Annotated in this window: 10 protein-coding genes; 8 read left to right on the top strand and 2 right to left on the bottom strand. The window is 70.4% G+C overall.

The features are described 5' to 3' along the window. Nucleotides 1–64 precede the first annotated feature (64 nt). The 6 genes from ACFVH0_RS10385 to ACFVH0_RS10360 all read left to right on the top strand — a co-directional run bounded on the left by ACFVH0_RS10385 (nucleotide 65) and on the right by ACFVH0_RS10360 (nucleotide 5,516). Nucleotides 65–148, top strand: a complete 84-nt coding sequence (locus ACFVH0_RS10385; protein WP_385819203.1) for a putative leader peptide — start codon at nucleotides 65–67, stop codon at nucleotides 146–148. A 205-nt stretch (nucleotides 149–353) separates the two neighbouring features. Continuing rightward, the gene (locus ACFVH0_RS10380) at nucleotides 354–1,247 is read left to right on the top strand and encodes an ABC transporter permease (RefSeq protein WP_385819163.1); all 894 of its coding nucleotides are present in this window, start codon (nucleotides 354–356) and stop codon (nucleotides 1,245–1,247) included. Further along, the gene (locus ACFVH0_RS10375; protein ID WP_385819162.1) at nucleotides 1,220–1,993 is read left to right on the top strand and encodes an ABC transporter ATP-binding protein; all 774 of its coding nucleotides are present in this window, start codon (nucleotides 1,220–1,222) and stop codon (nucleotides 1,991–1,993) included. The genes ACFVH0_RS10380 and ACFVH0_RS10375 overlap by 28 nt, the downstream gene beginning before the upstream one ends. Nucleotides 1,994–2,058: 65 nt before the next feature. Next, nucleotides 2,059–3,087: an ABC transporter substrate-binding protein gene (locus ACFVH0_RS10370; protein WP_385819161.1), complete on the top strand. Its 1,029-nt coding sequence runs from the start codon at nucleotides 2,059–2,061 to the stop codon at nucleotides 3,085–3,087. Next, entirely contained in the window at nucleotides 3,084–4,292 is a 1,209-nt protein-coding gene (locus ACFVH0_RS10365) for an LLM class flavin-dependent oxidoreductase (RefSeq protein WP_385819160.1), read from the top strand. Before ACFVH0_RS10370 ends, ACFVH0_RS10365 begins: the two co-directional genes overlap by 4 nt. Before the next feature lie 114 nt (nucleotides 4,293–4,406). Continuing rightward, a complete protein-coding gene (locus ACFVH0_RS10360) occupies nucleotides 4,407–5,516 on the top strand; it encodes an NAD(P)-binding domain-containing protein (protein WP_385819159.1) in 1,110 nt (369 codons plus the stop codon). Between the two features lie 10 nt (nucleotides 5,517–5,526). On the opposite strand, the gene mltG is transcribed toward ACFVH0_RS10360, so the two are convergent. Together mltG and ACFVH0_RS10350 are read right to left on the bottom strand one after the other, a co-directional pair. Then, complete coding sequence (gene mltG / locus ACFVH0_RS10355) at nucleotides 5,527–6,375, bottom strand: endolytic transglycosylase MltG (protein WP_385819158.1); 849 nt, start codon at nucleotides 6,373–6,375, stop codon at nucleotides 5,527–5,529. Between the two features lie 385 nt (nucleotides 6,376–6,760). Then, a complete protein-coding gene (locus tag ACFVH0_RS10350) occupies nucleotides 6,761–8,566 on the bottom strand; it encodes an ABC transporter ATP-binding protein (RefSeq protein WP_385819157.1) in 1,806 nt (601 codons plus the stop codon). A 165-nt stretch (nucleotides 8,567–8,731) separates the two neighbouring features. Between ACFVH0_RS10350 and ACFVH0_RS10345 the strand changes: the two genes are divergently transcribed. Both ACFVH0_RS10345 and ACFVH0_RS10340 read left to right on the top strand, forming a co-directional pair. Next, on the top strand, nucleotides 8,732–9,175 hold the full coding sequence (locus ACFVH0_RS10345) for a MarR family winged helix-turn-helix transcriptional regulator (RefSeq protein ID WP_385819156.1): 444 nt from the start codon (nucleotides 8,732–8,734) through the stop codon (nucleotides 9,173–9,175). Between the two features lie 73 nt (nucleotides 9,176–9,248). Continuing rightward, nucleotides 9,249–12,200 carry an FAD-binding and (Fe-S)-binding domain-containing protein gene (locus tag ACFVH0_RS10340; RefSeq protein WP_385819155.1) on the top strand — a complete coding sequence of 984 codons (2,952 nt, stop codon included), beginning with the start codon at nucleotides 9,249–9,251 and terminating at the stop codon, nucleotides 12,198–12,200. The last annotated feature ends 211 nt before the right edge of the window (nucleotides 12,201–12,411 follow it).

The following is a 12,411-nucleotide window of genomic DNA, read 5'->3' as shown; positions in this document are numbered from 1 at the left end:
ATCGCGCGTCCACCTGCCGAGACATCATTGACCGTTTCAGTGATGGATCGCTACGTTCGGCGGCATGTTCCGTTCAGCCCTGCTCACTTCGCGCGGTCACATCGACCTGCTGCGGGTGGCCTCCGCCGCGTGTCACAGCGGCTGCTGACGTTCTCCCGGCTTCTTCTCCGTCGGTGACCGGGCGGCGCTTTCGCCCGTCTCCGCTGCCGTACGCGTCTGCCCGTACGCGCACCGGCCCGTTCCGCCTCGTCCGCCGCTCGGCGTGACCCCCTGTGCCATGACGGCAGCAGTGGTTCGCGCGGCCGTGGTCGCGGTGCGAATCCCCCTGTCCGTGGACTGCTCGTGGAGCCCTCATGACCATCGGCCATGCCCTCGCACCACCGGATGTGTCTCCAGAATCCGGGAAATTCCCTGTTCCTTCCGATCGGCGGTCGCTCGACCTGGAGCCCGTTGTTCCGGCCTCCGTACGGGGTGTGCGCATGGGTGCGCCGCCCCGTTGGGTTCGGCGTGCCGTCGGGCCGTCGCTGTTGCTCGCGTTGTGGCAGGTGCTCAGTGCCACGGGTGTTCTGCACGCCGATGTGCTCGCGTCGCCCGGCACCATCGCCCGTGCCGGATGGGATCTGGTCGCCGACGGCACACTGCCGTCCGCGATGGGGATCTCGCTCCAGCGGGTCGCCGTGGGGCTGGTGCTCGGTGGTGTCGCCGGGACGGCGCTCGCGCTGGTTTCCGGGCTCTCGCGGCTCGGCGAGGATCTGGTGGACGCCAGTGTGCAGATGCTGCGCACCGTCCCCTGGGTCGGGCTGATCCCGCTCTTCATCATCTGGCTGGGGATCGGTGAGGCCCCGAAGGTGGCACTCATCGCGCTCGGTGTCGCCTTTCATCTGTACCTCAACGTGTACGCCGGAATTCGCGGGGTCGATGCCCAACTCATCGAGGCCGGTGAGTCGTTGGGGCTCGGCCGGTGGGGACTTATCCGGCATGTGGTGCTGCCGGGCGCGCTGCCCGGGGCCATGACCGGGCTCCGCTATTCGCTCGCCACCGCATGGCTGGCCCTGGTCTTCGGCGAGTCCGTCAACGCCGATGCCGGGATCGGCTTCCTGATGAACCAGGCCCGGGAGTTCTTCCGTACCGACGTCATCGTCGTCTGCCTGGTCGTCTACGCCTTCCTCGGCCTCGCCGCCGATGTCATCGTCCGCACACTCGAAAGGCTGCTGCTGCAATGGCGACCGACCTTCACGGGGCAGTGAGCCCCGCCGCTCCGGCCGGACCGGCCGGGACCGCGGTGCGGGTGGCGGGACTGACCCGTTCCTTCGGCGGCGCCGCCGTCATCGACGGGCTCGATCTCACCCTGCGCGCCGGGGAGTTCACCGCGCTGCTCGGGCGCAGCGGCTGCGGCAAGTCGACGCTGCTGCGGGTGCTCGCCGGGCTGGACCGTGAGATCGAGGGCACGGTGCTGGTGCCGAAACGGCGGGCGGTCGCCTTTCAGGCGCCACGGCTCATGCCGTGGAAGCGGGTCTGGCGCAATGTGCTGCTGGGACTGCCGGGGAAGCCCGAACGGACGGTCGCAGAGCGTGTGCTGGAGGAGGTGGGGCTCGCGGATCGGTCCGGGGCGTGGCCCAGGACGCTCTCCGGCGGTGAGGCGCAGCGCGCCTCGCTGGCCCGCGCCCTGGTGCGTGAGCCGGATCTGCTGCTGCTCGACGAACCGTTCGGCGCACTCGACGCGTTGACCCGCATCCAGGCGCAGCGGCTGGTGGCCGAGCTCTGGCAGCGACGCGGCTGCGCCGTACTGCTGGTCACCCACGATGTGGACGAGGCGCTGCTGCTGGCCGACCGCGCGCTGGTGATGCGGGACGGGGTGATCGCGTACGAGACCGTCGTGGATCTGGACCGGCCGCGCGGCGCGAGCAGTGCCGGGTTCGCCGCGTTGCGCTCCCGGCTGCTGACCGAGCTGGGCGTCGACGGCGGCGGCGCCGCATCCGCCGAGGCCGCCTGAGACAGGGAGGGCCCGTCGCCCCCCGTCCACCCCGCCCACCTCCGTGCACGACGAAAGAGGATCCCATGAGAAGCCGCGCCCTGCCCGCCCTTCTGCTGCCCCTGACACTGCTGCTGTCCGCCTGCGGTGGTGCCACGTCCGCCTCCACCACCGGTGACACCGACGGGAAGGGCGGTGTCGTCCTCGACGTCGGTGACCAGAAGGGGGGTTACGAAGCGATTCTGCGGGCCTCCGGTGAACTGGACGATCTCGACTACCGGATCAAGTGGTCGACCTTCACCTCGGGGCCGCCCCTCCTGGAGGCCGTCAACGCGCAGGCCGTGGACCTCGGGGGCGTCGGCAACACACCGCCCGTCTTCGCGGCGGGTTCCGATTCAAGGATCGTCGTGGTGGGCGCCGCCCACGGGTCGTCCGCCGGTGAGGCCATCGTCGTACCCGAGGACTCGCCGCTGAAGTCCCCGGCCCAGCTCAGGGGCAGGTCGATCGCGGTTGCGCAGGGCAGTTCGGCCCACTACCAGCTGATCGCCTCGCTGAAGAAGGCGGGGCTCGGTATCGAGGACGTGAAGCCGAAGTACCTTCAGCCGGCGGACGCGCTGGCCGCGTACAGCCGGGGAAAGGTCGACGCCTGGGCGATCTGGGATCCGTACACCTCGCAGGTGCTGCGCAGCACGAAGTCCCGGGTGCTGACCACCGGCCAGGGGGTGGTGAACGGTCTCAGCTTCCAGGTGGCGTCCCCGGCCGCGCTGAAGGATCCCGCGAAGTCCAGGGCGATCGGCGATCTGCTGGGCCGTCTGGAGCGGGCGCAGTCCTGGGTGTTCAAGCATCCGGAGGTCTGGGCGAAGGTCTGGGCGAAGGAGACCGGACTGCCCTACGAGGTGGCCCTGGACGCGGTGCGGCTCAGCGCCGGAACCCGGGTGTCGGTGGCCCTCGATCCTGCCGCGATCGCCTCCGAGCAGGCCATCGCGGACACCTTCGCCGATCTGAAGCTCATTCCGCGCCGCTTCTCCTTCAGGGAGTACGTCGACACCCGTTTCAACCGCGATCTGCCGCCGTCCTCCACCGCTCCCCGCTCCTACGGAAAGGCCTCGTCATGAACGTCCATCTGCACTGGTTCCTGCCCACCGGCGGTGACGGGCGTACGCTCGTCGACCGGCACGCGTACACCGACGGCGGGATCAAGCGGGACCGCATCACTCCGGTGAGCGGGGTGCGCGCCCCCGACATCGAGTATCTGGCGCAGATAGCCAAGGCCGCCGAGCAGTTGGGCTTCGAAGCCGTGCTGACGCCCACCGGGACCTGGTGCGAGGACGCCTGGCTGACGACGGTGGCACTGGCCCAGCACACCGAACGGCTGAAGTTCCTGGTGGCGTTCCGGCCGGGGGTGGTCTCGCCCGTGCTCGCCGCGCAGATGGCGTCGACCTATCAGCGGATCACCCGGGGGCGGCTGCTGCTCAATGTCGTCACGGGTGGCGATTCGACGGAGCAGCGGCGGTTCGGTGATCACCTGGACCACGACCGGCGTTACGCACGGACCGCTGAGTTCCTGTCGGTGGTGCGGGGGGTGTGGGGCGGGCGTCCTTTCGACTACGACGGTGAGCACTACCAGGTGGAGGGCGGGCTGACCGCGCTGCCGCCGGACCCGCTGCCGGACATCTTCTTCGGCGGGTCGTCGGCTGCGGCCGGTCCGGTGGCCGCCGCGCATGCCGATGTCTATCTGACCTGGGGCGAGCCACCGGCCGCTGTGAAGGAGAAGATCGGCTGGATCCGCGGCCTGGCCGAGGAGCAGGGCCGTACGGTCCGCTTCGGCATCCGGCTGCACACGATCTCGCGCGACTCCTCGCGCGAGGCGTGGGCGACGGCCGACCGGCTGCTGGGCGATCTCGATCCCGGGACGATCGCCGCCGCCCAGCAGGCGCTGGGGCGGAGCGAGTCGGTCGGGCAGCAGCGGATGCTGGCGCTGCACGGCGGCTCGCGCGACAAGCTGGAGATCTCGCCGAACCTGTGGGCGGGCGTCGGTCTGGTGCGGGGCGGGGCAGGCACCGCGCTGGTCGGCAGCCACGCGGAGGTCGCCGAGCGGATCGAGGAGTACCACTCGCTGGGGGTGGAGCACTTCGTGCTGTCGGGTTACCCGCATCTGGAGGAGGCTTACTGGTTCGGTGAGGGGGTGACGCCGGAGCTGGCGGCGCGCGGCCTGCTGTCGACCGTGCCCGCGTCGCCGCTGCTCGGGGTGGCTGCCGCGAACGGCCGGCCGGCGTCCGCGCCGGGTGGTGCGCCACTACTGGTCGCCGGGGGCCGCTGACCGGCCGGAGCGCGGGAAGGCCGGGCACGGGCCGGCCCGCACGGCAGAGTCCGAGGCCGGTCGGGGAAGATCCTCGCCCCCGGCAGAGTTGGTAGAAGCGTGAACAACTTTGGGGTGGGCGCTGCACGCGAGGTCGATGTCGTCGTGATCGGCGCCGGGCAGGCAGGACTGTCCGGCGCCTATCATCTGCGCCGCACCGGCCTGGAGCCGGATCGCGACTTCGTCGTACTCGACCACGCGCCGCGTCCGGGCGGCGCCTGGCAGTTCCGCTGGCCCTCGCTGACCTATGGCAAGGTCCACGGCATGCATGCGCTGCCCGGCATGGAACTCACCGGAGCGGACGACGACAGGCCCTCGTCCGAGGTGATCGGTGAATACTTCACGGAGTACGAGCGCGCCTTCGACCTGCGGGTCCATCGGCCCGTCGAGGTGAGCGCGGTGCGCGAGGGCGACGGCGGGCGACTGCTCGTCGAGAGCTCGGAGGGTACGTACGCCACCCGTGCCCTGATCAACGCCACCGGCACCTGGGACCGGCCGTTCTGGCCGCGCTACCCGGGCCAGGAGAGCTTCCGGGGGCGGCAGCTGCACACCGCGAACTACCCGGGTCCGGCGGAGTTCGCCGGACAGCGTGTGGTGGTGGTCGGCGGCGGCGCCTCGGGTACCCAGCATCTGATGGAGATCGCCGAGGTGGCGGCCGAGACGTACTGGGTGACGCGTCGGCCCCCGGTCTTCCGGGACGGCCCCTTCGACGCGGACCGGGGGCGGGCCGCGGTGGCGATGGTGGAGGAGCGGGTACGGCGCGGGCTGCCGCCGCAGAGTGTGGTGTCCGTGACCGGGCTGCCGCTCACGGACGCGGTGCGCCGGGCCCGCGAGACGGGTGTGCTGGACCGGCTGCCGATGTTCGACCGGATCACTGCGACCGGCGTCGCCTGGAACGACGGCCGGACGGTGGAGGCGGATGTCATCCTCTGGGCCACCGGATTCCGGGCCGCCATCGACCATCTCGCGCCACTGAAGCTGCGCGAGCCGGGCGGCGGCATCCGGGTCGAGGGCACCCGGGCGGTACGGGACGCCCGTATCCATCTCGTCGGGTACGGGCCGTCCGCCAGCACGATCGGCGCCAACCGGGCGGGGCGGGCGGCGGTGCGCGAGATCGGCCGGCTGCTGGAAGGGGCGGACACGGCGACGGACGTCGATGGAGCGTTCGCGCCCGCCGTGGTGTGACGGCGGGCGCTCAGCCGCCGGTGGCGCTGCGGCGGTTGCGGTTGAACTCCGCCACGTTTCGCTGCTGTTCCGTGTAACTGCTGGTGAAGCGGGTGTCCCCCGGCGCGACGGTGACGAAGTACAGCCATGTTCCGGGAGTGGGGTTGATCGCCGCCGCCATCGCCTGCTCCCCCGGATTGCCGATGGGTGTGGGAGGCAGTCCCTTGCGCTCATAGCTGTTGTACGGGCTGTCGATCTTCGTGTCGCCCGTGGTGGTGTGCAGGGTGCTGCGGTTCAGCGCGTAGTTGAGTGTGGAGTCCATCTGGAGCGGCATGCCCCGGTCCAGCCGGTTGTGGACGACCCTGGCGACCTTGCCCATGTCGGCCGTGGTGTCCGCCTCGGCCTGCACGATGGAGGCGATCGTCACCGTCTGGTACACCGACACACCGTTGCGCCGCGCGCCCGCGGCGATGTGGTCCGCGCCGAACCGTTCGACCGCGGTGTCGACCATGTACCTGAGCAGGCTCTGCGGGGTCGTGTCGGAGGTGACGGGGTACGTCGCCGGGAAGAGGTAGCCCTCGGGGTTGCCCTTCGCGGCGGCCGGGAGCGGCAGGTCGGCCGTGGTGGCGGCCTTCTCGGTGGTCCCTGGCTCGACATCGAGGGCCTTGTCGACCGCCTCGTACACCTGGGAGGCCCGCCACCCCTCCGGGATCACCAGTGAGCGGGCCCGCTCCACCTGCGGCCCTCTCGTCAGCAGCGGTACGAGCACGGCCGCTGCGACGACCAGGACGAGGACGACACCGATGAACAGCACCAGACGGCCGCGCCGGGTCGGGCGGAACGTGCGACGGGGCGGGGTGTCCGGGGATTCGTTCACCATGCGGGCACGCTATCCCGCCGTCCGGAACCCGGGACCGGACGACACGAGCCCCGCAGTTCCCGAATGGAACACACGAACAGGGGATCGGGTGTTCGCTGGAACGCGTGATCGTTCCGGGATTCGTTGCTCAACTCCCCTGCGGCGCTGGATGATTACAGGGCGCAAGCGACGGGCTGCAGACCGCGACTGTGCTGTCCCAGATTTGCAATACGCACAAGGAGAAACACCGAATGAACGTCATCACCAACCTGCTCGCCGGCATCATCCACTTCGTGGGTTGGCTCGTCTGACCATTGCTCCGCCCGGCGCCGTCGCTCCCCGTCCCACGGGAGCGGCGGCGTCGCCGCGTGTCCGGCCCCGGCGGGAGCACACCCGATCCCGCCGATCAACTTGTCGCGGGGGCCAGTTGGGTGTCCCGCCGGACCAGCGCGGCATATCGCCCGCCCTGCTGGAGGAGTTCCTCATGGCTGCCGCGCTCGGCGGTGCGGCCGTGATCCAGGACGACGATCTGGTCGGCGTCCCGAACGGTGGAGAGCCGGTGCGCGATGGTGATGGTGGTGCGCCCCTCGGAGAGGGCGTCGATCGCTTCCTGCACGGCGAATTCCGTACGGGTGTCGAGTGCGCTCGTCGCCTCGTCGAGCACCAGGACGGGCGGGTCGCGCAGGATCGTGCGGGCGATGGCGAGCCGCTGCTTCTCGCCGCCGGAGAAGCGGTAGCCCCGCTCGCCGACGAGGGTGTCGTAGCCGTCGGGCAGTGAGGCGATGTGGTCGTGGATCTGGGCCGCACGCGCCGCCGCCTCGATTTCCGCGTCGGTCGCGTCCGGCTTGGCGAAGCGGAGGTTGTCGGCGACAGAGGCATGGAAGAGGTAGGTCTCCTGGGAGACCACACCCACGGCTCTCGCCAGGGTGTCGAAGTCCAGATCGCGTACGTCGACCCCGTCGAGCGTGACCCGGCCGGCGGTGACGTCGTAGAGCCTGGGCACCAGATAGCTGAGCGTGGACTTGCCGGACCCGGTCGGTCCGACGACCGCCAGACTGCCGCCGGCCGGGACGGTCACATCGATGCCGCTGAGGGTCGGGCCGCTCTTCTCGTCGTAGCTGAAATCGACGTCCTCGAAGCGGATCTCGCCGCGGATCTTCTCCAGCCGGACCGGACTCTCGGGCTCGGTGATGTCCACTTCGAGGTCGAGGTACTCGAAGATCCGCTGGAAGAGCGCGAGGGACGTCTGCATGTCCACGCCGGTGGAGAGCAGACTCACGGCGGGCCGGAAGAGGCCCTGCTGGAGCGAGACGAAGGCGACGAGCGTGCCGATGGAGACGGCCGGTCCGCCGGACTGCAGGGCCAGGCCCGCCGCCCAGTAGATGACAGCGGGCATGGCGGCCATGACGATACCGATCGTGGACATCCGCCACCGCCCGGCCATGCTGGAGCGCACTTCGAGGTCGACGAGCTTCTCGGACTCCTCGGCGAAGCCCTTGGTCAGGGAGTCCGCGCGGCCCATCGTCCGGCCGAGCAGGATGCCGCTGACGGAGAGCGACTCGGTGACCGTGGCCGCCATGGCGGCCATCTGCTGCTGTCGCCGGGTGGTGATCTTCTTGCGCTCACGGCCGACCCGGCGGCTGATCCAGACGAAGACCGGCAGCAGCAGGAGCGAGACCAGGGTGAGCCGCCAGTCGAGGGCCAGCATGGCGACGACCGTGGCGATGACGGCGGTGAGGTTGGAGACGAGTGATGTCGCCGTGGAGGTGACGGTCGCCTGCATGCCGCCGATGTCGTTGGCGATGCGGGACTGCACCTCGCCGGTGCGGGTCCGGGTGAAGAAGGCGAGCGGCATCCGCTGCAACTGGGCGTAGACGGCGGTGCGCAGGTCGTGCATGACCCGCTGGCCCACCGTGGTGGAGATCAGGGTCTGCAGGACACCGAGGACGCTGTTCATCACGGCGGTGAGGATCATGCCGAGGGCGAGCAGCGACAGCAGTCCCGTACGCCCCTGGGGGATGGCCGTGTCCAGGATCTCGCGCAGCAGGAACGGGGAGGCGACCGACACCAGCGACGAGGCGCCGACCAGCAGCCCGACCAGCGCGAGCCGGCCTCGGTAGGGACGGAAGAGGCTCAGGATGCGGCGCACCTCGGCGGGCGGACGACTCTCGTCCCGCGGTGGGGGTGTCCAGTTGATCGCGTCGGGTTTCATGGGCTCCTTCGTCGGGCGTACGACGGCTGCGGCCGGATCACGGACTCGATGGGCTCAAGGGGCAGGAGCGGACAATCGAGCCGGGCTGCGGTGAGCCGATTTTTGAGAGCATAGCTCATTGTTACCTATACTCACAATGAACGAGGTCCTGATATTGTTCCCTCCATGGACTCCTCCGACGCCGACGGCGTGCTCGCCGAGCAGTTGCTGCGGGTGACCCGCCGGCTCCAGCGGATTCAGAGCCGCCAGCTGGAGCCGATCGGCATCACGCCCGCGCAGTTCCGGCTGCTGCGCACCGTCGCGCATTACGACGGCCCGCCCCGGATGGCCGATCTCGCGCAGCGCCTGGATGTCGTCCCGCGCGCCGTGACCACCCTGGTGGACGGGCTGGAGGCGAGCGGGCGGGTGCGCCGCGCCCCCGATCCGGACAGCCGCCGGGTGGTCCGGATCGAGATCACCGAGGAGGGTCTCGCCACCCTACGGTCGCTGCGCGACGGGCGCCGGGCCGCCGCGGAGGAGATCCTTGCCCCACTGACCGCCGATCAGCGCGAGGTGCTCGGCGGACTGCTGTCCGCTCTGGTCAACGGAATGCCGGAGCGCCGCTGCTGAGGGGCAGCCCCTGGACACCGGGCGGCGCCCCCGCCGCCGTGGTACCGAACCGAACCGCCGAGGAGACCTCGACATGCCACTGCTGGAGCCGAAGCCGGAAGCACTGCGCCCCGACGCGGTGCGCACGGCGTCCGTGGACCGGATCCCCGACCGGCAGGCTCCGGGCACGCCCGAACCGCTGCGCGGCGAGCTGATCGCCCTGCTCGGTCCGGAGAAGGTGCTCTGGAAGGTCTCCGACCTGGTGAAGTACGCCTCCGACGCCAGTCCTTACCGCTTCCTCCCCCAGGTCGTCGTGGTCCCCCAGGACATCGACGACGTCTCGGCGATCCTGTCGTACGCCCACGGCAGGGGCCGCGAGGTCGTCTTCCGGGCCGCCGGCACCAGCCTGAACGGCCAGGCCCAGGGCGAGGACATCCTGGTCGACGTCCGCCACCACTGGGCGGGCATCGAGGTCCTGGCCGACGGCGCACAGGCCCGGATCCGCCCGGGTACGACGGTCGTGCGGGCCAACGCCGCCCTCGCCCGGCACGGCCGGCTGCTGGGCCCCGACCCGGCCAGTGCGATCGCCTGCACGATCGGCGGAGTCGTCGCCAACAACGCCTCGGGAATGACGGCGGGCACGACCCGTAATTCGTACCGCACGGTCTCCTCCCTCACCTTCGTGCTGCCGAGCGGCACCGTCGTCGACACGGGCGACCCGGCCGCGGACGAGGACCTGGCCCACGCCGAGCCGCAGCTGTGCGAGGGGCTGCTGGCCCTGAAGGCGGAGATCGAGGCCGATCCGGGGCTCACGGCCCGGATCCGCGCCAAGTACGAGATCAAGAACACCAACGGCTACCGCCTCGACGCCTTCCTGGACGGTTCGACACCGGTCCAGATCCTGCGCGGTCTGATGGTCGGCTCCGAGGGCACCTTCGGCTTCATCTCCGAGGTCGTCTTCGACACGCTGCCGCTGGACCGTCGGATCTCCACGGCTCTGCTGTTCTTCCCGTCGCTGACTGCGGCAGCGGCCGCCGTGCCACGTTTCAACGAGGCGGGGGCGATCGCCGTCGAGCTGATGGACGGCAATACGCTGCGCGCGTCGGTGAGTGTCAAGGGCGTGCCGGCGGACTGGGCCGAACTGCCCAAGGAGACCGCGGCGCTGCTGGTGGAGTTCCGCGCTCCGGACGAGTCCGGTCAGGAGGCGTACGAGCGGGCCGCGGCGGCCGTCGTCGAGGGATTGGACCTGGTCGCGCCGGTCCCCTCGGTGACCAATGCGTTCACCCGTGACCCCAAGGTCATCTCCGGCTACTGGAAGGCCCGCAAGGCATTCGTCACCGCCGTCGGCGGCTCCCGCCCCTCGGGTACGACGCTGATCACGGAGGACTTCGCGGTGCCGCCGTCCCGGCTGGCCGAGGCCTGCGAGGCGCTGCTCGGGCTCCAGGCACAGCACGGCTTCGACGCCGCCGTCGCCGGTCACGCGGCGCACGGGAACCTGCACTTCCTGCTCGCCTTCGACGCGGCGAAGCCGTCCGATGTCGACCGCTATGCCGCGTTCATGGACGACTTCTGCCGGCTGACGGTGGAGCGTTTCGACGGCTCCCTGAAGGCCGAGCACGCCACCGGCCGCAATATCGCCCCGTTCCTGGAACTGGAGTGGGGTCCGAAGGCGACCGACCTGATGTGGCGCACCAAGCAGATCATCGATCCCGACGGTGTCCTGGCGCCCCGGATCGTCCTCGACCGCGATCCGAAGGCCCATCTGCGCGGGCTGAAGACCATTCCCGAGGTCGAGGCGATCGCCGACCCCTGCATCGAGTGCGGCTTCTGCGAGCCCACCTGTCCCAGCCATGATCTGACCACGTCCCCGCGTCAGCGGATCGTGCTGCGGCGCGAGATGCTGCGGCAGCCGGACGGCTCCCCGGTGGAGACGCAGCTGCTCGACGCGTACGGATACGACGCCGTCGACACCTGTGCGGGCGACTCGACGTGCAAGCTCGCCTGTCCTGTGGGCATCGACACCGGCGCGATGATGAAGGACTTCCGTCACCGGCGGCACTCGCCGCGCGAGGAGCGCGTCGCGGCGCTCACGGCGAAGAACTTCAAGGCGGTGGAGGCGGCGGCGCGGCTCGCCGTGGCCGCGGCCGACCGGATCGGTGACCGGCTCGGTGACGGACCGCTGGAGACCATCACGGCTCTCGCCCGCAGGGCCGTGCGCCCCGATCTGGTGCCCGAGTGGCTTCCCGAGATCCCCGGCGCCGCCGCCCGCAAGCTCCCCCGGACCTCCCGCGTCGGGGCGAGCGCCGTCTACTACCCGGCTTGTGTGAACCGCATCTTCGGCGGCCCCGAGGGCCACCGCGGTCCTTCGCTGCCGCAGGCCGTCGTCGCCGTGTCCGCCCGCGCCGGAAAGCCGGTGTGGATCCCGGACGATGTCGCGGGGACCTGCTGCGCGACGATCTGGCACTCCAAGGGGTACGACGAGGGCAACGCCGTCATGGCCAACCGCATCGTGGAGGCGGCGTGGGGCTGGACGGCCGGCGGAAAGCTGCCGCTGGTCGTCGATGCCTCGTCCTGCACCCTGGGCATCGCCCACGAGGTGGTGCCGTATCTCACCGATGACAACCGGGAGTTGCACCGGGAGCTGACCATCGTCGATTCCCTGGTCTGGGCGGCCGACGAGCTGCTTCCGGAGCTGACGGTCCTTCGGAAGACCGGTTCGGCGGTCCTTCATCCGACGTGCTCCATGCAGCATCTGGACGATGTGGAGCAGCTGCGTACGGTCGCCGAGGCCTGCGCCGACGAGGTCGTTGTCCCCGACGACGCCGGGTGCTGCGCCTTCGCGGGCGACCGGGGCATGCTGCACAAGGAGTTGACGGCCTCGGCGACGGCGAAGGAGGCCGCCGAGGTGAAGTCCCGCGAGTACGACGCCTACCTCTCGGCCAACCGCATGTGCGAGATCGGCATGGACCGGGCCACGGGTCAGTCGTACTACTCGGTGCTGATGGAGCTGGAGCGGGCCACCCGGCCGGGGCCCGCCGTGCGCTGATCCCCGGGCCTTCCGGCCCCGCAACCGCCCCGGATCGCCGGGCGGGCTCGAACGCGTCGAGCCCGCCCGGCGTTTTCGTGCGCGCACAAAAGTCCATCGGGCACGAAAGTCCATGGTTTCGGCACAGGAGTCCAATCCCTCCCCTTGCGCAACAGCAGACTCAACTACCAGGGTCCTTACCGAGGTTCACGCACCAGCCGCGCACGTCAGA

It is taken from the genome of Streptomyces sp. NPDC127117 (assembly GCF_042677325.1).
Taxonomy (GTDB): Bacteria; Actinomycetota; Actinomycetes; order Streptomycetales; family Streptomycetaceae; genus Streptomyces.
This window is presented reverse-complemented; position numbering and strand designations above follow the sequence as displayed.

Excerpts from the sequence above, each read along its gene's own strand:
- ACFVH0_RS10375 (WP_385819162.1), top strand. The coding sequence starts at position 1,220 with ATGGCGACCGACCTTCACGGGGCAGTGAGCCCCGCCGCTCCGGCCGGA.
- ACFVH0_RS10370 (WP_385819161.1), top strand. The coding sequence starts at position 2,059 with ATGAGAAGCCGCGCCCTGCCCGCCCTTCTGCTGCCCCTGACACTGCTG.
- ACFVH0_RS10380 (WP_385819163.1), top strand. The coding sequence starts at position 354 with ATGACCATCGGCCATGCCCTCGCACCACCGGATGTGTCTCCAGAATCC.
- mltG (WP_385819158.1), bottom strand. The coding sequence starts at position 6,375 with ATGGTGAACGAATCCCCGGACACCCCGCCCCGTCGCACGTTCCGCCCG.
- ACFVH0_RS10350 (WP_385819157.1), bottom strand. The coding sequence starts at position 8,566 with ATGAAACCCGACGCGATCAACTGGACACCCCCACCGCGGGACGAGAGT.
- ACFVH0_RS10365 (WP_385819160.1), top strand. The coding sequence starts at position 3,084 with ATGAACGTCCATCTGCACTGGTTCCTGCCCACCGGCGGTGACGGGCGT.
- ACFVH0_RS10345 (WP_385819156.1), top strand. The coding sequence starts at position 8,732 with ATGGACTCCTCCGACGCCGACGGCGTGCTCGCCGAGCAGTTGCTGCGG.
- ACFVH0_RS10385 (WP_385819203.1), top strand. The coding sequence starts at position 65 with ATGTTCCGTTCAGCCCTGCTCACTTCGCGCGGTCACATCGACCTGCTG.
- ACFVH0_RS10340 (WP_385819155.1), top strand. The coding sequence starts at position 9,249 with ATGCCACTGCTGGAGCCGAAGCCGGAAGCACTGCGCCCCGACGCGGTG.